The following is a 24,487-nucleotide window of genomic DNA, read 5'->3' as shown; positions in this document are numbered from 1 at the left end:
TATGACGAAAATCATGATAAATGAGAAGCGTAGAGATTAATCCAGAATTACATAGCTATTTTTCATTCTATGAATTGTAAAGTAGATTACGTATCAATTAATTGAATATGATTTTACTCATAGTATAACTTTAAATATTCCGCTTAATTTGAGGTATAACAAATATTAGTTATGCAAAAATTAAAAATCTGTTTACTGTTTGTATTGTTTTTATCGTGTTCGCAAAAGCGCGAAACGGTATATCCTCAAAAAGCTAAGCTAACATCATCTGTATATGCTTCAGTTACCATACAGCCAGATAGTTTGTACAAAATTTACACGGTTGTAGCAGGTATTTTAGATGAGAATTTAGTTGAGGAAGGAGACCTTGTTAAAAAAGGTGATGCAATCCTAAAAATTAACGATCGTGCCCCTAAACTAAATTCAGACAATGCTTTTTTATCCTTACAACAATCAAAAGAAAATGTACAGGGCAATGCTGCTATATTAAAGGATATTGAAGATGATATTTATTCGGCAAAATTAAAATTTACTAATGATTCTATCAATTTTAGTAGACAGAAGCGTCTTTGGGATCAAAATATAGGTTCAAAATCTGAATATGATACAAAAAAATTGGCCTATGAACTTTCAGAGAATCAATTAAAACAGCAAAAAGCTAGGTATGCCCGTACTAAGTATGATTTGGAGACTAAAATGGAACAAGCTAAAAATAGCTATTCTACTACCCAAATAGTTATAGATGATTATACGGTAAACAGTAAAATTAACGGTAGGGTATATGCTATTTTAAAAGAGCCTGGTGAGCTTGTTAATACTTTAGAACCTTTGGGCGCTATAGGCAGTGCTACTAATTTTAAAATTGTAATGCTTATAGATGAGGTCGATATCATTAAAGTAAAGGTTGGTCAGCAAACTTTGGTAACCTTAGATGCTTACCCAAAAGAAGTTTTTACGGCTTCGGTTAGTAAAATATATCCTCAAAAAGATGAGCGGTCACAAACCTTTACAATTGAGGCATTGTTTACCAAAACACCTGCTACATTATATCCAGGTTTAGCTGGAGAAGGTAATATTGTTATTTCTGAAAAAGAAGATGTGCTAACGATACCTATAGAATATTTAATGGATGGGAATATGGTGGAAACTGAAGAGGGTGAAGTACAAGTTGAGGTAGGTTTTAAAAATTTAGAAAGCGTGGAGATTTTATCTGGCATAACTGAATCTACCAAGCTTTTAAAACCAAAAGTATGACAAACTGGAAAGTTATACTGAATATAGCAAAAACACATCTTTTAACTAAGATGAAATCTACCGCAACAGCATCTTTAGGGGTCACATTTGGTATTGGTGCTTATATTACCATGGTTAGTTTTATGACTGGTCTTAATACCATGTTAGATAGCCTCATATTAAACCAAACTCCACATATTCACTTGTATAATGAGATAGAACCTACGGCAAATCAGCCCATTTCATTATATGAAGAATTTGAGAATTCGGTGCATATGATTAGCTCTATAAAGCCTAAACAAGGTCAAAAGAAGATTCATAATGCATTGCCCATTTTAGATTATTTAAAGAAAAAAGATAAGGTAAAAGGGGCTACGCCACAGGTAAGGGCACAAATATTCTATTTATCTGGAGCTCTAGATCTTGGTGGTACCTTGGTTGGTGTAGACATAATGGAGGAAACAAGACTATCTAATATGCGCGATTATATTGTTGAGGGTAGTCCAGAAGCTTTGAAAAATACGGATAACGGTATTTTATTAGGATCAGGATTGGCAAGTAAGTTGTCTTTATCTGTGGGCGATAGAGTACAAATCAGTACCGTAAGAGGGGCAATTTTTCCTTTAAAAATTGTTGGTATTTATCAAAGTGGAATTGCAGATATTGATAATTCGCAAAGCTTCTGTAATTTAAAAACTGTACAGCAAATTTTAGGTGAAGCGCAAAATTACATTACAGATATTAATATTAAGCTAAATGTTATTGAAGATGCACCTGCCTTAGCTCAACTTTTAGAAAAACAGTACAATGTTACTGCTACTGACATCAATGAAGCAAATGCTCAATTTGAAACTGGGTCTAATATTCGAAACTTAATAACCTATGCCGTATCTATTACACTACTTATAGTTGCAGGTTTTGGAATCTATAATATTCTGAACATGCTCATTTATGAAAAAATGAAAGATATAGCGATTTTAAAAGCTACAGGTTTTTCAGGTTACGATGTTCAGTTGATATTTATGAGTCAAGCCATGATTATAGGTATTGTAGGTGGTATTTTAGGATTACTGTTAGGGTTTGTACTATCTGTAATTATTGATGGCGTACCTTTTGAAACGGAAGCATTGCCAACTATTACAACGTATCCTGTGGATTTTAACGTAGGTTATTATGTAATAGGTATTGTATTCGCGCTACTATCAACATTTGTTGCAGGTTGGTTACCATCTCTTAAAGCAAGGCATATAGATCCGGTAAAAATTATAAGAGGCACTTAAGCATATAGAACATGGATAAAGTACTTGAAGCCAAGGGCATAAATAAACATTTTTTAAAACCAAAAGATTTTCATGTTTTAAAAGATATTTCGTTTGCCATAAAAAGAGGAGAATTCGCATCGATTATGGGTAAATCTGGATCAGGTAAATCCACATTGCTATATATTTTATCTACCATGGATACAGAATATACTGGCGAATTATATTTAAACGATACTTTGGTAAGCGGTAGATTAGCTTCAGAATTGTCAAGAATTAGAAATGAACATATTGGGTTTGTATTCCAGTTTCATTATTTGTTATCAGAATTTAGTGTATTAGAGAATGTAATGTTGCCAGCAAAAAAGTTAGCTCGTAAAAGTCATCAAGAGATTGAGCATGATGCTATGCAGAAATTAAAAATGTTAGGCATAGGGTCTTTGGCTCTGCAAAAAGCATCGCGTATTTCTGGTGGTGAAAAACAGCGTGTGGCAATCGCCAGGGCATTAATAAATAATCCCATAATACTAATGGGAGATGAACCTACCGGTAATTTAGATAGTTATAATTCTGATAATGTATTTAATATTTTTAAGCAATTAAAAGAGGAGGAGGGGCTATCGTTATTGGTAGTGACCCATGATGAAGATTTTGCTAAACGAACCGATTATATTATAGAGATGGAAGATGGTCGTATAATAGATAAATCAGTACTTTCTATTTAAATTTTCAACTACGTGAGGTATATATTATTACTTCAAACTAGTAATGTAAAAAAGAGGCTTCAATTTAATTGAAGCCTCTTTTGTTTAATTCAGTATTTACTGTTAACGTTTATAGTCGAAAGATATCCAATCTGCATGGCAAATGTTCTGCGTTGTATTTTCTTTGTTTTTAAAGACTAAGTATAGTGTGGCATTTTCTTTAGTTGTAGAAACGGGTATATTATAGTAAACTGTTTCTTCTTTCCCATTATGCCCCAATAGTTGTTTGCCTATAATTTTACCATCTATACGGTCTTCATGTATTTCTACAGCACCTTTAAATTCTTGATCTAGATTATAAAAAGCTGCAAATTTTAAATGTTTCAGGTCTTTTAAATTAATGTCATTAAATTTTAAGAAAGAACCATCTTGAAGAACACCAACAACTCTAGATTTACTTGTACTCCAAATTCCAGTACCTTCTTTAATTTCGTCGGCATTTTCAGCTTCTATTTTCTGACTTTTAAAGATAATTTGCTCACTAACGGTGAGTTCAGAGTTTGGTTGGTTTAGATTGCCTTTATCACGATAAGAAGCCATTAAAACATAATTTCCTTCACCTTGTTTACCCATGTGTTCATTGAACGTTAATGTACCTTTAAGTGGAAGAGATTTTTTAACTACTTCAGTTGAAGGTTTTAAATCCAATATATATTCTACCATTAAAGAAACCTCCTCTACGCTAAGTTGAGGGTGTGCCGACATAGCATTCTCGTCCCAAACGCCACCGCCACCTTTAATAATTTTAGAAACGAGATACCCTGTGTCGTCTTTACTATATCGTTTCGCAATGTCTGTATAACTTGGTCCGTTGACCTTATCCAATACAGCATGACATGCTTTACAGTCAGACGCTTCAATAGCTTTTTTACCAAGAGGTTCGAGGTTACGTTGATGTCCTAAAGTAGCTTTTACAAAATCTCTCCCTTCAGGTATATAATCAAAAGTCACTTTTACATCCTCCGCAGAAATGGAGTTATTTTGTGTTGAACCATCTTGCATATCTTCTACGATAATCTCATAATCCAATTTCTTGCCATCCCAATAAATAGAGTCTTTGTTGGTAATATTTATTGCTAAAGTAGGAGTGTCATTACCTACCAAAATTTTTGAACTCGTAGTAGATGAATTACCATCAGTATCGGTAACCTTTAAAACTACATTGTAACTACCGTCTTCAGTAAAAACGAATTCAGGATTTTGCTCTTGAGATTGAGATACCTCTTTAGTAAAATACCAATCGTAGGTAAGTGCATCGTTGTCAAAATCAATTGAGTTCTTTGCAGAAAATTGTACGTTTAAAGGGGAAGCGCCAACGGTCTTGTCATGGTCAAATTTTGCAACCGGTTCTCTATTTCCTTTTATGTATGTAATGCTACTTAAACGAGCATCTAAATTTTGTGCATTCCATTTTTGACCATATTCCAGTATATACATATTTCCGTTAGAAGCAAAAATCATATCCATAGTATGTGAAAATTCTTCATTGGGCATAAACGCATCGGCCTTTACATAATTCTGATTTTCATCTAGCGTAATAACATAAATCCAATCTCTCATCCATTCATAAACGAACAATTTATCTTCAAAATAGTTTGGCCAAAGATTTTCGGCACCAGTCATGTCCGATTCGTGAAAAACCGGTCCCGCCATAGGGTTTATACCGCCTTCGCCCATCCAAGGAAATTCATCTGATCTATAGTATGTCATTGGTATCATAGATTTTTGAGCAAGAGGCATCTCTTGAATACCGGTGTTGTTTGGTGAATTATTGATGAGGTGTTCTGGATCGAATTTATCACCTGCAATATTGGTTGCAAAATCAAAATCATTATAAGCTTCATTATAACCTCTAGTAAATGGCCAACCCCAAAAACCAGCTTTCCTAGCTTGGTTATATTCACCCATACCACTAGGACCTCGATTAGGATCTGCTTTTCCGGCATCTGGTCCTATATCTCCCCAGTATAAAAATCCTGTTTTGCTATCAATGGAATGTCTGAATGGGTTTCTTAACCCCATGGCATAAATCTCAGGTCTAGTCTTGTTTGTTCCAACAGGGAAAAGATTTCCTTCTGGAATAGTGTAACTACCATCTGCTTCAGGTTTTACTCGTAATATTTTACCTCTTAGGTCATTTGTGTTGGCGGCAGAACGTTGAGAATCCCATCCGGATCTGTTGGGGCGTTCGTCCATTGGCGCAAACCCGGATGATTCAAAAGGGTTTGTATTATCACCCAGAGCAATGAAAAGATTACCATTAGGTCCAAATTCTAAAGCACCACCACTATGGCAGCAATGACGATCTGTGGGTATTTCCATTAATACTTTTTCAGAATTTAAATCGAGTTTATCGTTCTTTAGTATAAAGCGAGAAACATGTTGTTTAGACATATCACCTTTAACGGAATACAAAAGATAAACCCAATTATTCTGAAGGTAATTAGGGTCTACAGCTAAGCCTAAGAGTCCATCTTCATTGCCATAAAACAAGTCTAACTGAGCTATGGTCTTTGTTTTTTCTGTTTTAAAATCAAATAGTTTTAAAGCACCATGGCGTTCTATGAACAAAATTCCTCTACCGGGAAGTTCGTCTAATTCCATAGGTTCATTCAAATTAAAGTCTAATATGTTTTTAACAAAGCGATCTTCTGGCGGTACCCTATCTGTTTTAGATAAGGAATAGTTTAATGTGCCATTACCAACGGCATAGTTGATACCACCAAGTAAATGATTTAAGAATTTTGGGTTTAGAAATGTTTCATCTGTATGTCCCATTTCAGTATAAAATGCTCTACCGCCATCATAATTGTGATACCAAGAAATAGGATGGTTTTCTGGGTTTGTACCACCTTCATAACTACTCTCGTCAATAGAAACAAGTATATTAATATCTGGATTGATATTCTTGAAATTATACCACTCATCACTTTTGGTCCAAGATTCGTCTAAATGCTGGGTAGATGAGTGGGATTTGTCGTTAACAATCAATTTTGCTTCTTGAATACGCGGGTGATTATTGAATACCGCACCAACTAATTTGTTATACCAAGGCCAATCATATTCAGTGTCTGTAGCTGCATGAATACCAACAAAGCCTCCACCTGCTTGAATGTAACGTTCAAAATCTGCCTGTTGAACATCATTTAAAATATCTCTAGTGGTATTATTAAATATAACTGCGGCATAATTTTTTAGAGAATCTTCTACCATATAATTGTCATCTTCTGTTGCGATAACATTATATCCATTTTCCTCTCCTAATTTTTTAATAGCTTCAATGCCAGCCTCTATAGAGCCATGTCTAAAGCCTTGTGTTTTACTGAAAACTAAGATATTATCTTTCTTTTTTGTGCAGTTTGTACATAATGCAATACAGCATAATAAAAAGCATAGTTGCTTTATTGAACGTTTAGTGGTTTTGATCATTGGTGTAATTTGGTGTTTTTGGTTTTACCCTTAACAATCAGGGTTTTAGAATGAATTGTAATCAGCCCTTGGTAAAGGGGCTGCCTAAAGATATGAAAATGGGATTATGATTCATTAATTGAAATTACCACAGTGCTGGTTTTTTGGTTGATTGTGGTCATATTTTGTTGAAAAATTTAATGGTATCTTAATACTTTATTTAGAGATTTTCTCAAAACTATAAAATTCATGTGGACCACTATTTTTATTGTTATTTATAGTTTATTGACAATTGTAATCGTGCTATCCATTATTTTACACGGGGCAAAACCAACAAAAAGTTTGGCATGGATAATGGCTATTTTCGCCTTGCCCGTAGGTGGTATATTTCTTTACTTGGTAATTGGAAGAAACAGGCGCAAACGAAAACTTATACGTCTAAAGAAAGACCTATTCAATAAACTGCCCAAACCGAATACCGAACAAGTGAATTTGTTTAATGGCAGGTATAAAAAATTGATGACCCTTAATTATAAAAATTCACACTTTCCGCCAACGGCTCATAACAAACTACATTTATTAAAAGATGGTAAAACAACTTTTGATTCGATTTTTAATGCTTTGGAACAAGCTACATTACAGATACATATACAATATTATATTTTTGAAGAAGGAGAGTTAGCAGATCGCTTAATGGCTTTGTTTAAGAAAAAAATTGATGAAGGTATTGCCATAAGAATGATCTATGACGGTATTGGAAGCTTTACGCTAAGCAAGAACTATTTAAAAAAATTATTGGACATTGGGGTAGAGGTGTATTCTTTTCTTCCCTTTAAATTTGGCAGATACTTTTATTCTTTGAATTATAGAAATCATAGAAAAATTATTGTTGTAGATGGAAAAGTAGCTTTTACAGGCGGAATTAATATTTCTGATAAGTATCTAAAAGGACAAGTAGGTCTGGGCAAATGGCATGATATGCACTTAAGATTAGAAGGACCGGCAGCCACACAATTAGATCAGGTTTTTATGACAGATTGGTATTTGGTAAGTACTCAATTATTACAGCCTTTACAGCACTTATACAATCAATTGCCAATGAACTCTAGTGAATTGGTACAAATTGTCGCCGGAGGACCCGATGATGATTTTCCTGTTCTGGAACAGACTTATTTTTCAATTATTAATAAAGCCAAAGAATATCTTTATATAACAAACCCTTACATTATACCAGGGCAAGCTTTGATACAAGCATTGCAAACTGCGGCTTTAAGTGGTGTTGATGTTAGGTTATTGGTTTCTGAAAATGCAGATAATAAGGTTGTGAGTTGGTCTGTACATTCTTATTTTGAAATGTTCTTGAAATCTGGTATTCGAATATTCCTATTCCCTGACGGATTTTTGCACAGTAAAATAATAGTAAGTGATGATACTATTACATCTATTGGCACAGCTAATTTAGATGACCGTAGTTTTGAACAGAACTATGAGGTAAATGCAATTATATACAACAAGGATTTTGCTAAAATCTTAAAAGCAGACTTTTTAAATGATTGTGCGGTTAGTAATGAGTTATTATATAGTGATTTTATTAAAAGACCTTGGGGTAAAAAGTTGAAAGAAGGAGTAGGTAAAGTTCTTAGTCCTCTTTTCTAAGTGTTAATCCACCTGTGAAGTGAAAACCAAATCTTGATCTTCCATAGCTGTAATAACTAATTTCACATAATCTTTAATAGCCTTATCAATATTATCAGGTTCTGTAATTTCAATAATACCTCTCCATATCATAGCTCTTTCCTTTCCTTCGCAGATACAGTACAATGTAGTTTCAGCATGGTAAACAGTATATTTTTCGTAGTAAGCATCATCGTAATATATGCCTTGGTGCTCTAAATAATCATCGTTAAACCTAGCTTGGTGATCGTCCCAACGCGATATAGATTTTACAAAATTATCGCGGTCTTCCGACCCTGTAATTTTGGTTAAAAGAATAGCATCAAAATCTTTGTCTAAAAGACTTTGTTCAACAGCATCCAATTCTTTATCGGTCTTACGAGAATCTGTAAGCGACAGGTCGAAAATATCAATACTACGCCATGCCTCAACATTTCTATCAGTAAATTCTTCTTGAAGTTCACTTTCAAAGTTTTCTCTAGTATCATCGCTCTGTGCCATACCTACAATTAAAACTTTGTTGGCATTGAATAATACAATATCTGGATTTTTCCAATTCTCTACTAAGCTAATAGAAGAACAACCCATTAACATCAATGACAATACTACGATCAACTTTTTCATAAGAAAGGTAAATTTAGTTGGATTATAAGTCGAAGATACTATTTAGAAAATATCAAGAATATGACGATTGTCAGTAAATATGATATGAACCTTCTGGCTTTTGATTAGTTATAACCATAAATCTATGTTTTCTTCCAATTTAGGAATATGACAGTCCCAACCTTTAGTATCTCTAATTTTAACCTTAAAAGCATCTAAAGCACCTGGTTCTCCATGAATAAGAAAGACTTTTTCTGGTGTGTTTTTAATATTATCTATAAAATTTAGAAGTTCTGCCTGATCGGCATGTGCAGAAAGACTTTCTATAAAATGAATACTGGCTTTTACAGGATAATATTTTCCAAATAATTTTAGTTCATGTGTGCCTTCTATTAGTTGTCTGCCTCGTGTACCTTCGGCTTGGTAACCAACCAGTAATACCTTTGTTGTAGGTTCATCTACTAGTTGTTTTAAATAAGTTAAAACCCTGCCACCGGTTACCATACCGCTACCTGCAATAACTATTTTAGGACGTTTGTCATCTATAGTTTTCCATGTATCTGCGTATGATGTAATGATGTTGAAATGATTACACATAGCTTCATAATCAGCTTTACTAAGTTTATGCCAGTCTGTAAATTGCTCAAATACACCTAGCACATTATTACCCATAGGACTATCTATAAATATGGGTATGTTGGGTATTTTATTCTTCTTGTATAATTGCCAAAACAAATACATGAGCAATTGTAGCCTTTCAACGGCAAAAGAGGGTATGATCAATGTTCCTCTTTCGTGTATGGTCTTTTGAACTAGGTCACTAAGAATTTCGGCAATATTTTCTTTTGGATGAAGTTTGTTGCCGTAAGTACTTTCTAAGAATAAATAATCTGCCCATTCGGGTCTTTCTGGAGGTAATAAAAGTTTATCGTCTAATCTACCAACATCACCAGAAAAAGCAAATAGTTTTTCGAAAATCTCTAATTCAATAAAGGTCGATCCAATGATGTGACCGTTGTATCTAAATTTGAATCTAATATTATCTGACAGCTGAACCCATTCATCTTTCTGTCTGCCAGAAAATAAATCAATAGTTCTTTGAGCTTCTTTTAAATCATAAAATGGTAAAGCTTTAGGGTGTTTGGAATAGCCTTCTTCATTTGCTTTCTTTGCCTGCTCTTCTTGTATTTTAGCACTATCAAGTAATATGATTTGTGCAATTGATAGAGTAGGGTAGCTACCAATTATTGAACCTTTGAACCCTTCTTTTACTAATCTAGGTAGATAACCGGTATGGTCTAAATGACCATGCGTTAATAGTACTACATCTATTTTACTAGCATCTATTGGTAGTGGCTCCCAGTTCTTTTCCCTTAGCTCTTTGAGACCTTGGAACATGCCGCAATCTATCATAATATTCAATTCAGGAGTTTCTAAATAAAATTTAGAACCGGTAACCGTACCAGAGGCACCTAAAAATTTTAGACTAACTTTTTTCATGCTATTAAGATTTACAGAGTTGTTCAATTTCTTCTAGAATTTTTGTTTTTCTTACGCTAGATATTCCTAAATGATCCAAATAAAATTTATCCTTTATGAGTTGTCTGCATAAAACCACATTTCTGCTCAGTAAAAATTGTTTTTCTCTTTTAGATAAAAGACTTGAGACAGTAATAGGGTAGAGCCCTAAACGATCAATTCTATCTTTGAGTCCGTCTTTCTCTGGGTAATCCCAACTTAACAGATAGAGATTGGCACATTTACCGTAGGTAATAGCATCTTGGGTAAATCTAGTATTGGTAACCACCCAGCCAAGATCTAATGGCTTAGTATTATTTTTATTAGTTACCCAGTGGTCTTTTACATCGTTGTATCTAGAATGTATATATAATGGCACTTTTACATTACAATTGCGCCCTTCCTCATTATGAAATTTACATTCTATAATAGTTACCTTTTCCTTTTTATCTGCCACAACATCTATTTCATGAGTAACACAAGATCCAGTTAATGTGACACCAACTTTTACATTGTAGCCAGAATATTTTAATATTTCAGCAATAAACCGCTCAAAAGGAAATCCGGTCGGACCTAATTCGTAAATGGCTTTTTTAAGTTTGTATTTAGATGCAAATACAGATTTATTCTTTTTAAGTAGAGCATATGCTCTATTGTAGATTTCATTAGTGGTGATACCATCAAAAAGCTCATCGTAAACTTTACCTACAATATCTTCCACCAACTCATGGTTTGCGCCACTATGCTTAAGTGAATCTCTAAGCTTGTCTAATGAAAACTTCATTTTTTGCCCTGAAGATTTTATAATATCAATAGATTCCCGGTTTTGCATATTACTTTTTTAAATTAACATTAAGTGGCGGAATTTCTAATAACTGTAATGTTGTAGATGCTAAGATTACCTTACCATCAGTTTTAGAAATTGCTTGTTCAATATGTTGAAATAAGGTGTGTTTTGTATTTCTTCTTCTTTTATAATCAGTAATGTATCTAAGGTTTAATTGAATCCAATTATCTGTAAGGTTCATCGCAATGGTTGGTTCTATTGTCGCATTTTCAATGTAATAATGAGCCACCATTTCTTCCCATTTTGCTTTAGATTTTTCAGTGTAATCACATAGCAGTTCATTAGCACTGTTCATCATAATAGATTTTGCGAGGTCAGTGTCAGAACCATAGGCGATGAGGATATTTAATTCATCCCAAACGAAAGGAAAATCCATCGAATAATTTTTGATAGGTCCTTTAAAAACAAATGCATTGCTAATCTTTACAATTCTACCAGAATAATTGTCACTGCTTACCCATTCACCAATTTCCATTATCGTTGTATAAATACTATCAATATCAATGACATCTCCCTTAATATTATTGATTTCGATACGATCACCAGGTTTGTAAACGCGAACAAAAAATATATAAAAAGACCCTGCAATACTTAAAATTAATTCTTGTAGTGTAAAGGTGATACCTGCCGTAAATAGCCCAATTATTATGGTATAATCTTTAAAACTATCAACGGTAAATGCCATTAATATCATAAAAATAATAAGTACGTAACCAACTATTTCTACACCCTTTTGTGCTTTATATCTAATAGAAATATCTTCAATTCTTTTTTTAAGAATTTTTCTAATAAACCCTATTATGAAAATAATGAAGAGTATCCACGTAATTAGTTTTAATATTTTAACTAGTGTAGCGTTTTCTAATAATGTTGAAAGTATATCCATATGGAGATTTTAAAAAAACCGCCAATGAAATGATTTCTTTGACGGTTTTAATTTTAAACATTAACCAACTAAAAATGCTTAAAAATTATCTTATCACGATCTAAAATTAAAATCAATGCAATGCTAAAATTGGAACATCACTGTCATAGCCAATTTCTTTAATTAGAGGTCTAGAGAAAACACTTCCAAAAAAGAAATGTTTACGATTAATGAATGCCACCATATCACTATCTCTACTTTCAATAAAACTTTCTATACCCTTACCTAAACTTTTTTCTGTAATTGTATGAAAATGATGAGGTGTGTCACTAAAAATTGCCGCTAACAACTGCTTATTGTTTAGTTGAGTTTCGGTCAGTTCTTTTTTCTTATCAAGGTGTAGAATGGCAATTTCTGCATTGTGCATTTTAGCCAATTCTATAAGGTATCTAAACTCCGATCTTTTAAAAACATCTTTAAAATCTGTAGGGAAAACAATTTCTTTTGGTGACATAAACGAAACATGCTCAGGTATTGCCAAAACAGGACATTCCCTGATTTTTTCCATTGCCATAACAGTATTACTACCAAAAAGAACACCTTTTGTTCCGGAAGCACCTTTTGTACCCATTGCCACTAAATCTATATCTTTTTCTGCTATTAGATTTTTGATAGCTTCGGATAGAAAATTAGAAGTAGATACTGTATAATAATTGTGCTTGGGGTTGTCTATATGTAAAGCAAGCGTATCTATTAGCTTTACAAAATTCTTTTCAGAATCTAATTTTGCCTCTTCGAAAACAGCACTGCCTTCTTCAGGAATATTTAAACTATTGGTTGTGTATTGTTCAAAACTAAATACATTTAAAAAATAAAAATCACAATTTAATTTAGCATATAAATCAATTGTATATCTAATTGCGTTTAAAGCATTTTTAGAAAAATCCGTAGGTATTAAAATACGCTTATTCATAGGTGACAGATTTATATTATTTCTTAAATGTATAGTTCAAACAAATGAATTACTATGATAAATATCAGTCTTGTAAGGGTAAAATTAAAAATGGGATTTTAGCATAAATACTTAAATCCATTATAACCGGCTCATGTAAGAAGCGTTCAAAGAATTTTCTTCTATGGTATGCCATTGCCAGTATATTTATATCTCTTTCTACAATAAAATCTTGTATAACATTCGCTTTGTCGGCATAGTTCCAGATTTCATCATAACTATGAGGTATTTTAGTTAAGCACTTATCTAATAATTTTTGATTAGAAACCTGTTTACTTGTCATTAATTCTTCTTCATTAACATGTAAAACAGCAATAGAGGCATCGGTTATAGCAGCGATATTCAATAACATTGAAATAGTATTTTTTGTACACCCTTTTTTATAGTCGGTAACAAAAGCTATTTCATTTACAGGTTTAAAGGCAATCTCTTTGGGTATGGCTAGAATAGGGCATTTAGTAATAGTATTTGCAATTTGAATGGTATTACTGCCCATAAATAATTCTTTAGCCCCTGTTTTACCCTTGTTACCCACAACTACGAGGTCAATTTCATTGGTGTCTATGATATTGGCTATTACTTTAGTAAGATTTCCTTTGCTAGATATTGTTTTGAATTTATGTAATTCATTTTCTGTATCAAGTACAATTTTGTGCATTGTCTTGGTAAGGTTTTCTTGAGATGAGTTTTGTAATTTTTCCATCTCTTTCTGTCCTGTGAATAGTGCACTTTTGGCACTTACTACAATATCATCGTATGAATGAACAATATGGAAAGTACATTGTTCCGTTGCAAAAATTTGAGTAGCATAATAAAGCGCATTATAGGCTTCATTAGAAAAATCTGTTGCTACAAGAATGTTTTTAATTTTCATAATTATTATTGTGGTATTACTAAGAAAGGAACGGTAACGTGAAAGCCAATTTTCTTAATTACCGGTTCTATAAATAAGCGTTCTAGAAAGGTGTGTTTGTTTTGCACCATAACCAATAAATTTATTTTTTGCTTAATCTGAAATTCATTGATTGCAGTAATAATCTCATTACTTTTTACCTCGTGAAAAAATCCGTTTTCAGTTAGTACATTAGCAAGTTGTTCTCTGTTTTTCTTTTGAACAATAGTAAGTTCATTGCCCGTATAAACATGCATAACGTTTACTTGCGACACGTGAGAGTTTACAATTTTAAGAAGAGAAGCCAGGCTTTCTTTATTTAATGAAACCTCAAAGTCATTAGGGAAAAGTATTTGTTCTGGTACTTCATATTCAAAACCAGAAGGAATAACCAATACTGGGCATTTAGAATTTTTGATAACATGTACCGTGTTGGTACTCAATAGTATCTCTTTTGCACCTGTAGCACCTTGTGTGCCCATAATAATAACATCTATACCTTCGGCTTCTACGGTTCTTGCTACCTCGCTAGAAAGCACATTAAGTGCAGAATGGGTAGTGAAAGTATGCAATGGATTTTCAAATTCTTTTTCTAATTTTTTCTTCAGATTTTCAAGGTTATCTTGAGAATTCTGTTGTACGATATCTCCAAGACCAATTTGTGCTGGGCTACCCATTAGGTATTCTGTATGATAGACCGGAGGCATGTAACTATTTAAAAGAAAAAAAGAACACTTTAAATCTTTGTATAGTGTTAGACCATAACGAATGGCAGTTAAAGAGTTTTCTGAAAAGTCTGTTGGTAATAAAATACGTGTCATAGTACTGTTATTTAATACTTTAAAATTAAAAATAGATGATGACAAATAGTATGATATTCGTCATCATCAATATTTTTATTTAGCTTTATTATTAGTTGTTAAATAAAAAGCAATGAAAAAGAAATTTCGGAAATCGATAGGATCAGATGTTCCAACGCTGGTATTCTTTTATGCCACTTGGTGTACACCATGTAAATTAATGAAACCTACTGTTCTGCAGATTCAAGAAGAAATGGGTAATGCTCTAAATAGTCTAGAAATAGATGTAGAGATTAAAAAGGGTATAGTAAAAAGATATAATGTTAAGAGTGTACCTACTTTAATTCTTTTTAAAAACGGAAAACCTTTATGGCGACACTCTGGTGTTATGCCCGTAGCTGAAATTAAAACGGCTATAAATGATAGAATTTAAAGCTGTTTTTAATTTTAGAGATCACCAAAAGGTATTTTACTCATGTATGACCAAAAAGGGTACTTTAGTATGATAACTAATTCTTTCTACCGTAGGTCTAAATAGAATACTTTCTAAAAAATTTAGATTTTTAGCCACCATTATTAACATATCTAAATTTCTACTCTCCGTAAAGCATTGAACCGATTCATCTATTTTTTTACCCGTTACTTCATGAAAGGTGCATTCCGTTTCTTTAAAATAGTCCAATAAAAATTTTTTGATTTTAATTTGGTTCGTATTCAGTTCTTCGCCTTTGCTCGAAATATATAATAACCTTAAGGCAGAATTTTTTAATAGAATTATGTCTTTGATAGTATCTAAAACTTTTATTTCATAAGCTAAATTTAAATCTGAAGGTAAACCTATTTCCTTTACACTTTCATAAGTAGCAGATTCTGGTACGGCCATAATTGTACATGGCACTTTGGTAATTACATTACCGGTATTGCTACCTATAGACACAGCTTTAAGACCAGAAGAACCTTTGGTGCCCATTATTATAAGTTCTATATTTTTCTCTTTAACCTGATCTTTCAATTGGTCTGTAAGAAAACCATAGATAGCTTGGGTTTTAAAATAATGCTTTGTATTTAATGGTAGTTTCTCAACTTTCTTAATAAGTACTTTAAGTTTTTCTCTACTTTCCGCCAATATTGTTTTCTCTAAAAGATCGGGAGAAACATACATAGCTGCTTCACCACTAGAATTGGTGTTAATTGCGTTGATATGAACAATATGAAAGGTACAGTGCGTCTTTTTAAAAAAGGAAATTCCGTATACCAACGCGTTCCATGCATTATCAGAAAAATCTGTGGGTATTAATATGTGTTTCATTGTAAAATTTTAATTGTTAGAACAGAAATATGGCTATTGTGGTAAAAACAGAACAGGTATTTTAGAATGAAAAGCAACCTTTTTTACTACGGCTTCACCTATTACTTTTTCCCAAAAGGTATGTTGATGGCGTATTAAACTTAGAATGCTAGAATGAGAATTTTCTGCATACTTGTCAATACTTTTAGAGACATCAATTTCAAACGGTAAGTTTTTAAATTTGTAATCAAGACCAGATAATCTTTCCTTCAAAACCTCTTTATTTGACTCTTGATGTTCGTTCAAGATAAATTCAACCGAAACATGCACTATTTCTATGGTCGACTTCCATATTTTAGAAAGTTCAATAATTGGCTCCAATCCATTCTTTTTATAGGGAAAAGTAAAATCGGTAGCAAAAAAAACAGATTTCAAGCTTTGAAAATTGTAACCGGAAGGAACTGTAAGAATGGGAATATTTGTTACTTTCTTTAAAACCTTCACAGTATTGCTACCTAAAAACACCTCTTTGGCACCAGTAGCTCCTTGAGTTCCCATGATTAGAATATCTATGTCATTTTCGTTAACAGCAAGTTCAACGGCATCTTCTAAATTTCCCGGTTTTGAAAGTGTGCTAAATTGATGCTTAAGATTTTTGTGATTTATTGCAAAATAGGTTAGTATCTCCTCTAATTCTTTTTTGGAGTTTTTAGAAAGAGAATCATAGATTACACTAAGTCTTTGATGATTTTTAGAACCCATTAAGTTTAAAGGAGAGGGTTCAAAGGCGTGTAATATATAAAAGTGGCAATCAACCTCTGTATATAATTTTATTGCTGTAAAAATTGAATTCCAGGCATTTTCAGAGAAATCTGTTGTTATAAGTATTTTTTTCATGGTTGTAGAGTTTTAGTTAACGGGACAGATTTTGCATTACCAAAAATGGTATGGTAGGGGAGAGCCCTATTTCATCAATGGTAGATTGGTAAAGCATATCTTCTAAAAATGAATGTCTTGAATTTACCATAACCAGTAAGTCCATGTTATTTTCGTTGATGTATGCCAATATTGCTTTAGCTCTATTGTCAACAGTAGTTCTAACAAATGATAGTCTAGCATGCGGCAAAGATTCTTCCAAGAATTTTTTATTATCCAATTGTCTTAAACTCAAATCCTCAAAATCAGAAATATAAAGGCTATGGACTTCTGCCTTGAATTCTCCAGCTAAAATATCTAGCAGTTTTAATTCTCGGCGTTTATACGGTAGCATGTAGTTGCTTGGAAATAGTATTTTTTTAGGTTGACTATAGTCATAATGATCAGGAACAGCCAAAACAGGACATTTAACATATTTGAAAACTTGTACAGTATTACTACCAAAGGTTATTTTGGAATTTGCGGTAGCACCTCTGGTACCCATAATTATCAAATCGATATTTTTAGAGTCTGCAACATTATTAAGGGCATCGACCAAAGATTCAAATGAAGAAATCATTTCATATTTATGCATTGGATTATGCGTTTTCGTCTTTGTATCGTTAACAAGTTTCGTTAGTTTATTCTCAGAGCTTTTTGAATGAATTTGTCTTTGTTTCTCAAAAGCTTCTTTATCAAAATTATGAAAAGGACCATATACTTCATCGGCATACGCATGAAGAAAATAAAAATTAGCACGTTCACATTTAAAAATATTAATAGCGTAGGCAATAGCGTGATCTGCATTGCTTGAGAAATCTGTAGGAATAAGAATATTTTTCATGGCTATTTTTTTTTGATACTCTAAAAGTATTGGAGGGTATCAAAAAAACCTATGATAAATATCATGCAGTTATAATTCTACACCTATTTAATGGTTATAAAATGGATTGATAAAAAAGGGATAAATATTTTTTTGATAGAATAGAAATAAAAATATAAGAAACTAATTAACAATGGCTTACGGTATATTGTTAGAGCAAATTTTTATCGTCAAATTATATTAATAAGATTTGGTATTACTGATATTCGTCATAGTAATTACCTAATTAGTAAGATACTTTAGTAGAACATTCTAAAAACTAGAAATTATGAAAAAAGTATTAATCTTATGGATAATGGCATTAATGGTAACCTTGCCTATTTCTGCACAAGTTTTAAAAAATATTGACGAAATAGCCCCTTTTAGTGAAGGCTTGGCGGCAGTACGTAAAGGCAAGCAATGGGGCTTTATTAATGAAGAGGGTAAAATGGTCATAGCTTTTAGAGATGATATTTATGTGAGCCCAAAATCAGACGAAACTAAAAAAGGTGTTTTAGGGGTTAAGTATCCTTTGTTTAATGAAGGCTTGTGTCTAATTAAGCAAACTGTTGAAGATGGTGTTCCTGTATTTGGTTTTATAGATACATCCGGTAAGGTGGTTATAGAACCACAATTTTTAAATATATATCCATTTAAGGACGGTTTTACAACTGCGGTGCTTTTCGATAAGACCATTAAAGGAGAAAATGAATTCAAACTAAAGATTTACGAGTATAAATTTTTTGATGTACGTGTAAGTGCTACAGGTGAAATAACCGATTATTTTGAGAAAAGAGACCACATACAAATGACCGTAAAAAGGTATCAAATGCCAGAAATAGGAGCCAAAATTTTAAACAAAAATTTAGTGGCTACACATACTGCTGAACAAGGGTGGTCAATAGATAAATTAGAAACAAAAAATTAATTTGCCATGAATAGATTAAAAGACAAAGTAGCGGTTATTACAGGTGGTACAGGAGGTATAGGTCTTGCAACGGCAAAACTATTTATAGAACAAGGGGCAAAAGTTGTTCTGGTAGATAATAACCCAGAAGCTATTGAAGAGTCTCGAGCTAATTTTAGTGACAAGAACGTATCCTTTTTCCAAGCTGATGTTTCAAAAAAAGAAGATAATATCAAGTTTCTTAATCATGCTTTAAAAACCTATGGTAAAATAGATATATTCTTTGCCAATGCAGGTATAGAAGGTACTTCAAGTCCAATTTCAGAGTATCCAGAAGATATATTTGATAAGGTAGTTGCTGTAAATTTAAAAGGAGTTTGGTTGGGTTGCCAGCACATTATACCTAAAATGGAAGAAGGTGGTAGTGTTATTATAACTTCATCAGTTGCGGGCTTAAAAGGATTTGCAGGTTTAGGGGCATATGTGGCTACAAAACATGCTATTGTTGGAGTTATGAGAGTTGCAGCTGCAGAAAATGCAGTACGCAAAATTAGAGTGAATACGATTCATCCTGGCCCGGTAGATAATAATATGATGCGTAGAATAGAAAGTGATATGTCTCCTGATAGTCCAGATGCCGTTAAAGACGGATTCACATCTACAGTACCTTTTGGGCGTTATGCCACTTCAAAAGAAATAGGTGAAATAGCGTTGTTTCTAGCTTCAGATGAAAGCAAATACATTACAGGCTGCACACATCTTATTGATGGAGGTATGCTAAATGCATAGCTAGTTGGTATTTAAATGATTTGGTAAAACTTGACAAGATGAATGGTGGCATTTATAATGTCAAGTTTTATTTTTGAAAACAGTATCTTAGAAAATAAATTAGCATTCATGATCATCCATAACTTAGGAGAAGAAAACTCAGTTCTTAATCAATTTATATTAGAAATACGGGATTTGCAGATTCAGAAAGATGCCATGCGTTTTCGTAGAAATATTGAACGAATAGGAGAAATACTATGTTATGAGTTCAGTAAAGAATTGACATACAGCCCACAAAATGTAGAAACTCCTTTAGGAAACAAAGCTATGAGTTTAAGCCATGATCAGGTGGTCATATGTTCCATATTAAGAGCAGGGTTACCATTACATCAAGGACTTTTAAATTATTTGGATGCTGCTGAAAATGGTTTTATTTCGGCATTTCGTAAACATGAAGGCGACGATGATGATTTTGAGGTTATTGTAGACTATTTCGCTGCTCCTTCTTTAGAGGGTAAAGTACTAGTACTAACAGACCCAATGTTGGCTACGGGTAGAACCTTAGAAAATGTTCTTTTAGCTTTAAAAGAAAGTCATGGTACACCTTCGGCAATTCATATCATATCTGTTATTGGATCTAAACAAGGTATTAGTTTTATAGAAAATATATTCCCAGAGAACACTCATTTATGGATTGCAGCCGTTGATCCAGAACTAAATTCAAGAGGCTATATTATACCAGGTATTGGTGATGCCGGCGATTTGGCATATGGTCAAAAACTATGATGAGATGTTCATTTTAGAACGCTTTCTCCATTTTACCAATTCATACCAAATTACCGAAGCGCTACCTATAGCTATTGTTAAACCTAACTGAGAAAATGATAGACTTTCAAATTCAAAAAAGCGGGTTAGGGCAGGTATATATAATAATGCTAACGATAATATAATAGTTAAGCCAATAATCAGTGGTACTAAATTGTTCTTGTATTTTAAAGTGGTAAAAATTGAATAATAAAAAGACCGATTTACCAAGGTTAAAAAAATATTTGCAACTATTAAAACCATAAACACCATAGTACGCGTGGTATTTTCAGTGAACCCAAGGTAAATAGTGTACTGATATGTAAACAACGCACCAATAGTTATGGCAATACCTTGCATAATGCTAGTGGTAAGTTCTTTATAGTTGAAAAATGTAGTTGAAAATGGTCTAGGTTTTTTGAACATCAAATTCTTTTCTAAAGGTTCGTTTTCAAAAATTATAGAACAAGTAGGTCCCATAATTAACTCTAGAATAATGACATGTGACGGGGAGAATATGTTAGGGTATATCCACCGTAATGCTAAAGGGATAAATACTGTAAGAATGATGGGAATGTGAATTGAGATGATATACTGAATTGCTTTTTTAAGATTTGTATATATTTTTCTTCCCATGGCAACAGCGTCTACCATTTTAGATAAATCATCGTCTACCAAAATCAAAGAAGCGGCTTGCTTTGCTATTTCAGTTCCTTTTTTACCCATAGCAATACCAATGTGCGAAGCCTTAAGTGCTGGTCCGTCATTTACACCATCACCTGTCATGGCAACTACTTCATTGTTTTTCTTTAATGCATTTACAATTCTCAATTTGGCATCGGGGAACATGCGTGAGAAAACATTGATATGCTTCACTTTTTCTTGCAACTCAGCATCGGTGAGTTTCATTAATTCATCACCCGAAATACATTTTTCATAACCTTTAAAATTAATCTGTTTAGCAATTGCCATAGCAGTATTGGCGTTATCACCAGTTACCAACTTAACTTTAATACCGGCACTTTCAAAATCTTTAAGAACTTGCGAAATATTATCTTTTGGTGGATCATAAAATGCAACAATTCCTTTAAAATCAAATTTAAAATCTTGTTGTTTTTCTGGATAAGTATCCTCGTCAAAAACTGCTTTACCCACGGCAAGCATTCTATAACCGTCTTTTCCTAAATTGACAAGAGTTTCTTGAATTATCTTTATTTCAGAAGGGGTAAGGTTAGATACTGCCATTATAGCTTCTGGTGCACCTTTAGCAGCTATTATTCGTTTTCCTTTCGCATTCTTAAATACATGGGTCATCATGGGTGGCTTACCACCTAATGGATATTCATGAACCATTTTATAGTTCGTACGCTCATCTAAGGAAGTTATTTTTTTATAGGCATCATGTAAAGTAATTTCCATGGGGTCAAAAGGTATAGGTTCACTAGCCCACATAGATATGGTAATTAGTTCTTTTTCATTTGCACCTAAATCATCTTTAGCGTTTATGACAGATCCGGTTTCTAAGGTGAACAGCTTTGCCAAAGCCATTTTATTCTGGGTAATAGTGCCGGTTTTATCAGTACAGATAACGGTAGCACTACCTAAGGTTTCTACAGTTTTCATTTGTTTGACTACAATACCCATTTTCATTAATCTCCATGCACCTAAAGCCATAAAAGTGGTAAATGCCACAGGAATTTCTTCGGGTAGTATGCTCATTGCAAGGGTTAAAGCTTTTAATAAACTATCTAGTATAACACCAGAACGTATATAATTAATTAGCCAGACCAAAAGAAATATGACACCACCCCAAATGGACATCAATTTTACGAAGTTGAAAATCTTGAGTTCTAAGGGCGTTTTTTCCTCGTTAATATTCTCTAGACTTTTTCCGATTTTACCAAGTTTTGTAAAATTTCCAATAGCTGATATTTGGGCAATGGCGAGTCCGCTAGCAACAGTAGTTCCAGTAAAAATTAAATTATCGGAACTATTGGAGTTTTTATAGACGGAAAGCGATTCTCCGGTTAAAATAGACTCGTTTACAGAAAAATCATTGGAATGTACAATGACACCATCGGCAGAAACGGTAGTGCCTTCTTCAACCATGAGATAATCGCCCACAACAATATCTTGACTATCAATTTCAACAACGGTACCATTACGTATTACGTTACTTTTTGGGTGCGTTAATTTTTCAAGATTCTCCAATGCCTTTCTACTTCTAGAATCTTGATACAGTGATATGGAACCAACTAAAATAATAGCAGAAGCTAAAAATATGCCGTCGCCCCAGTTACCGGTTATAAAGTAGATTGAAGAAGCAATGAGTAAAAGAATAACCATTGGCTCTTTAACAATACTTTTAAGTGCATCTAAAAAGCTGTTTTCTTTTTTATAGTTAAAAGTATTTGTGCCATGCTCTTTTTTCGAAGCATTCACTTGCTCATTGGTTAGTCCGGCAATACCGAAGTCTGAAGGGTTGATCATGAACTGTTATTGATTTGCAGATAGTAAGTGTTAGAACAATAAGATACTAAAGTATCTGAAATCTTTAGTTAGTTCACTGATATTTATCATATTATATGAAGCAAAATAACCTCAAATTTATACAACTAATAATAGAATAATAATCAAATGGAAACTGTAATAAACGATGTGCGCATAATTATGAAAGAAACATACTCTAAGTTGGTTTCTTTTAAACGTAAGGAGAATAGAGAATCCTTTAATTCCGAATTACTAAAGGTATTACCTCAAATATATAGGTATGTCTCTAAAAGACTTAATAGTGCGGTTGCTAATGGTAAATTGAATAAGGGAATGTTTAATCCCAATGATTTTACAGATCAATTATTTATAGAAGTTTATGACAATATAGATGATATAAAAACGGAAAATGAATTACACATTTTTCTATTTAAAAAAGTAGATGAATTATTAGAGGATAGTTTGGTAGAGGAGGAGTTTGATCATGTGTTTTTTGATAATATTGATACCTATTCTAAACCAGAATGGGATGCTATGGAAGAAAACTATACCCAAGATGGCGACGGTGATTTCTTACTTCTAGAGGAGCTTGATGATAAATCTGTTGATAAGAGTAACTATTCTCTTAACCAGGTTTTTATAACGGAAGAAGAAAAACAACTGGCAGATAAATTGGATGAATCTTTGAACAAAGAACGTATTTACCGTCATATTCAATTAGTACTTGATAAAATGAATATGCCAATGAGAACAGTTTTTGAACTCTATGCAAATGAAGGGTTAACTACAGAAGAAATTGCAGAAATACGGAAAGCAACACTTAGTCAAGTAGAAGACTTATTGTCCTCTGCAAGAAAATTATTAAAAGACAGTTTTGAAAAACGATTTCTGTTTCAAAGTAATTAAATAAAAAAGCTCTCATTTTAAATGAGAGCTTTTTTTATACTGTTTTTAAAGCAATCTAATATTTAGATATCTGTTATTCTAATTTTTCCAGTTAGTTCTGTAATATGAATTCGAAAAACAATGGGTGCATCTTCGGTATCTATTTTGGCTGAAAACTCACTAATACAATTGGGGTTCTCACCATATTTTTTACGAATCACATTTTTTACCCCATCAGAAAATTGATGTAACATATGTTTGGCATCAATACTTGAAAGTTCTTCAAAAGTACCTTGAACCAACAAAGATTTCCAATTAGAGATAGAAGCTATTTCGTCGATGGACAAACAAACAGCTATGTTTTTTCTCATCTCCTGTATTTTATGACCTTCAGAAGAATAGCTGGTTATTGAATTGGTTTCTGGGTCATAGAAATAGGTTATAGGTACAATATGTGGAGATCCACCTGAAATATAAGCTAATCTGCCAACGTAGTTTTCTTCCAGGAGCGCTACACATTCCTTTTTATCCAAATTTCTTCTCATGACCTATTATTATTTATGATGCCTTAAAAGTATAGATCATAGCGGTAGTTGAACATGATATTGGTCAGTTATGATAGAACTACCATTAAATCTTAATATAAGAGGACAATATCTATGGTTAAGCTTTATTTTTAATAATTACTTTTTT

At 32.9% G+C, this 24,487-nt stretch carries 22 protein-coding genes; 9 read left to right on the top strand and 13 right to left on the bottom strand.

Translation table 11 applies throughout. The annotated features are described in order from the left end of the window. Positions 1-171 precede the first annotated feature (171 nt). Genes P178_RS0118340 through P178_RS0118330 form a run of 3 tightly spaced genes read left to right on the top strand, consistent with a single transcriptional unit; the run spans position 172 to position 3,217 of the window. Positions 172-1,254, top strand: coding sequence for an efflux RND transporter periplasmic adaptor subunit (locus P178_RS0118340; protein WP_027067605.1), 1,083 nt, complete (start codon positions 172-174; stop codon positions 1,252-1,254). Further along, complete coding sequence (locus P178_RS0118335; RefSeq protein WP_027067604.1) at positions 1,251-2,513, top strand: ABC transporter permease; 1,263 nt, start codon at positions 1,251-1,253, stop codon at positions 2,511-2,513. The genes P178_RS0118340 and P178_RS0118335 overlap by 4 nt, the downstream gene beginning before the upstream one ends. Before the next feature lie 11 nt (positions 2,514-2,524). Then, entirely contained in the window at positions 2,525-3,217 is a 693-nt protein-coding gene (locus tag P178_RS0118330; RefSeq protein WP_027067603.1) for an ABC transporter ATP-binding protein, read from the top strand. Between the two features lie 102 nt (positions 3,218-3,319). On the opposite strand, the gene P178_RS0118325 is transcribed toward P178_RS0118330, so the two are convergent. After that, positions 3,320-6,685 carry a ThuA domain-containing protein gene (locus P178_RS0118325; RefSeq protein ID WP_036147134.1) on the bottom strand — a complete coding sequence of 1,122 codons (3,366 nt, stop codon included), beginning with the start codon at positions 6,683-6,685 and terminating at the stop codon, positions 3,320-3,322. A gap of 228 nt (positions 6,686-6,913) precedes the next feature. On the opposite strand from P178_RS0118325, the gene cls reads away from it, so the two are divergent. After that, complete coding sequence (cls, locus tag P178_RS0118320) at positions 6,914-8,320, top strand: cardiolipin synthase (protein ID WP_027067601.1); 1,407 nt, start codon at positions 6,914-6,916, stop codon at positions 8,318-8,320. Between the two features lie 3 nt (positions 8,321-8,323). Here cls and P178_RS0118315 read toward each other — a convergent pair whose 3' ends face one another. The 7 genes from P178_RS0118315 to P178_RS0118285 form a co-directional block, all read right to left on the bottom strand. Beyond that, positions 8,324-8,962, bottom strand: a complete 639-nt coding sequence (locus P178_RS0118315) for a hypothetical protein (RefSeq protein WP_027067600.1) — start codon at positions 8,960-8,962, stop codon at positions 8,324-8,326. Between the two features lie 108 nt (positions 8,963-9,070). Further along, positions 9,071-10,441, bottom strand: a complete 1,371-nt coding sequence (locus tag P178_RS0118310) for an MBL fold metallo-hydrolase RNA specificity domain-containing protein (RefSeq protein ID WP_027067599.1) — start codon at positions 10,439-10,441, stop codon at positions 9,071-9,073. Between the two features lie 4 nt (positions 10,442-10,445). Continuing rightward, positions 10,446-11,291: a restriction endonuclease gene (locus tag P178_RS0118305; protein ID WP_027067598.1), complete on the bottom strand. Its 846-nt coding sequence runs from the start codon at positions 11,289-11,291 to the stop codon at positions 10,446-10,448. A gap of 1 nt (position 11,292) precedes the next feature. Beyond that, the gene (locus P178_RS0118300) at positions 11,293-12,192 is read right to left on the bottom strand and encodes a mechanosensitive ion channel family protein (RefSeq protein WP_027067597.1); all 900 of its coding nucleotides are present in this window, start codon (positions 12,190-12,192) and stop codon (positions 11,293-11,295) included. 112 nt (positions 12,193-12,304) lie between these two features. Beyond that, positions 12,305-13,144, bottom strand: a complete 840-nt coding sequence (locus tag P178_RS0118295; RefSeq protein WP_027067596.1) for a universal stress protein — start codon at positions 13,142-13,144, stop codon at positions 12,305-12,307. Positions 13,145-13,208: 64 nt separating this feature from the next. Beyond that, entirely contained in the window at positions 13,209-14,057 is an 849-nt protein-coding gene (locus P178_RS0118290) for a universal stress protein (RefSeq protein WP_027067595.1), read from the bottom strand. Positions 14,058-14,062: 5 nt separating this feature from the next. After that, positions 14,063-14,896 (bottom strand): universal stress protein, encoded by an 834-nt coding sequence (locus P178_RS0118285; protein WP_027067594.1) that lies wholly within the window; start codon positions 14,894-14,896, stop codon positions 14,063-14,065. A gap of 112 nt (positions 14,897-15,008) precedes the next feature. Here P178_RS0118285 and P178_RS0118280 point away from each other — a divergent pair, with 112 nt between their 5' ends. Beyond that, complete coding sequence (locus P178_RS0118280; RefSeq protein WP_027067593.1) at positions 15,009-15,308, top strand: thioredoxin family protein; 300 nt, start codon at positions 15,009-15,011, stop codon at positions 15,306-15,308. 36 nt (positions 15,309-15,344) lie between these two features. On the opposite strand, the gene P178_RS0118275 is transcribed toward P178_RS0118280, so the two are convergent. Genes P178_RS0118275 through P178_RS0118265 form a run of 3 tightly spaced genes read right to left on the bottom strand, consistent with a single transcriptional unit; the run spans position 15,345 to position 17,922 of the window. Then, a complete protein-coding gene (locus P178_RS0118275) occupies positions 15,345-16,184 on the bottom strand; it encodes a universal stress protein (RefSeq protein ID WP_027067592.1) in 840 nt (279 codons plus the stop codon). 33 nt (positions 16,185-16,217) lie between these two features. After that, a complete protein-coding gene (locus P178_RS0118270) occupies positions 16,218-17,060 on the bottom strand; it encodes a universal stress protein (RefSeq protein ID WP_027067591.1) in 843 nt (280 codons plus the stop codon). Between the two features lie 16 nt (positions 17,061-17,076). Next, a complete protein-coding gene (locus P178_RS0118265) occupies positions 17,077-17,922 on the bottom strand; it encodes a universal stress protein (RefSeq protein WP_027067590.1) in 846 nt (281 codons plus the stop codon). A 307-nt stretch (positions 17,923-18,229) separates the two neighbouring features. Between P178_RS0118265 and P178_RS22345 the strand changes: the two genes are divergently transcribed. The 3 genes from P178_RS22345 (at position 18,230) to upp (ending at position 20,401) form a co-directional block, all read left to right on the top strand. Then, positions 18,230-18,868: a WG repeat-containing protein gene (locus tag P178_RS22345; protein ID WP_051638352.1), complete on the top strand. Its 639-nt coding sequence runs from the start codon at positions 18,230-18,232 to the stop codon at positions 18,866-18,868. Between the two features lie 6 nt (positions 18,869-18,874). Then, a complete protein-coding gene (locus P178_RS0118255) occupies positions 18,875-19,636 on the top strand; it encodes an SDR family NAD(P)-dependent oxidoreductase (RefSeq protein ID WP_027067589.1) in 762 nt (253 codons plus the stop codon). A gap of 108 nt (positions 19,637-19,744) precedes the next feature. Next, positions 19,745-20,401 (top strand): uracil phosphoribosyltransferase, encoded by a 657-nt coding sequence (gene upp / locus P178_RS0118250; RefSeq protein WP_027067588.1) that lies wholly within the window; start codon positions 19,745-19,747, stop codon positions 20,399-20,401. On the opposite strand, the gene P178_RS0118245 is transcribed toward upp, so the two are convergent. Next, positions 20,396-22,909, bottom strand: coding sequence for a cation-translocating P-type ATPase (locus P178_RS0118245; RefSeq protein WP_027067587.1), 2,514 nt, complete (start codon positions 22,907-22,909; stop codon positions 20,396-20,398). The genes upp and P178_RS0118245 overlap by 6 nt on opposite strands. Before the next feature lie 147 nt (positions 22,910-23,056). On the opposite strand from P178_RS0118245, the gene P178_RS0118240 reads away from it, so the two are divergent. Then, positions 23,057-23,815 (top strand): RNA polymerase sigma factor, encoded by a 759-nt coding sequence (locus P178_RS0118240; protein WP_027067586.1) that lies wholly within the window; start codon positions 23,057-23,059, stop codon positions 23,813-23,815. Positions 23,816-23,877: 62 nt separating this feature from the next. On the opposite strand, the gene P178_RS0118235 is transcribed toward P178_RS0118240, so the two are convergent. After that, positions 23,878-24,339: a pyridoxamine 5'-phosphate oxidase family protein gene (locus P178_RS0118235; RefSeq protein ID WP_027067585.1), complete on the bottom strand. Its 462-nt coding sequence runs from the start codon at positions 24,337-24,339 to the stop codon at positions 23,878-23,880. Positions 24,340-24,487 lie beyond the last annotated feature (148 nt).

It is taken from the genome of Maribacter sp. Hel_I_7 (assembly GCF_000688315.1).
In the GTDB taxonomy this organism is placed as follows: Bacteria; Bacteroidota; Bacteroidia; order Flavobacteriales; family Flavobacteriaceae; genus Maribacter; species Maribacter stanieri.
Note: the sequence above shows the minus strand (reverse complement) of the source record. Positions and strands in the feature narration are given on the sequence as shown.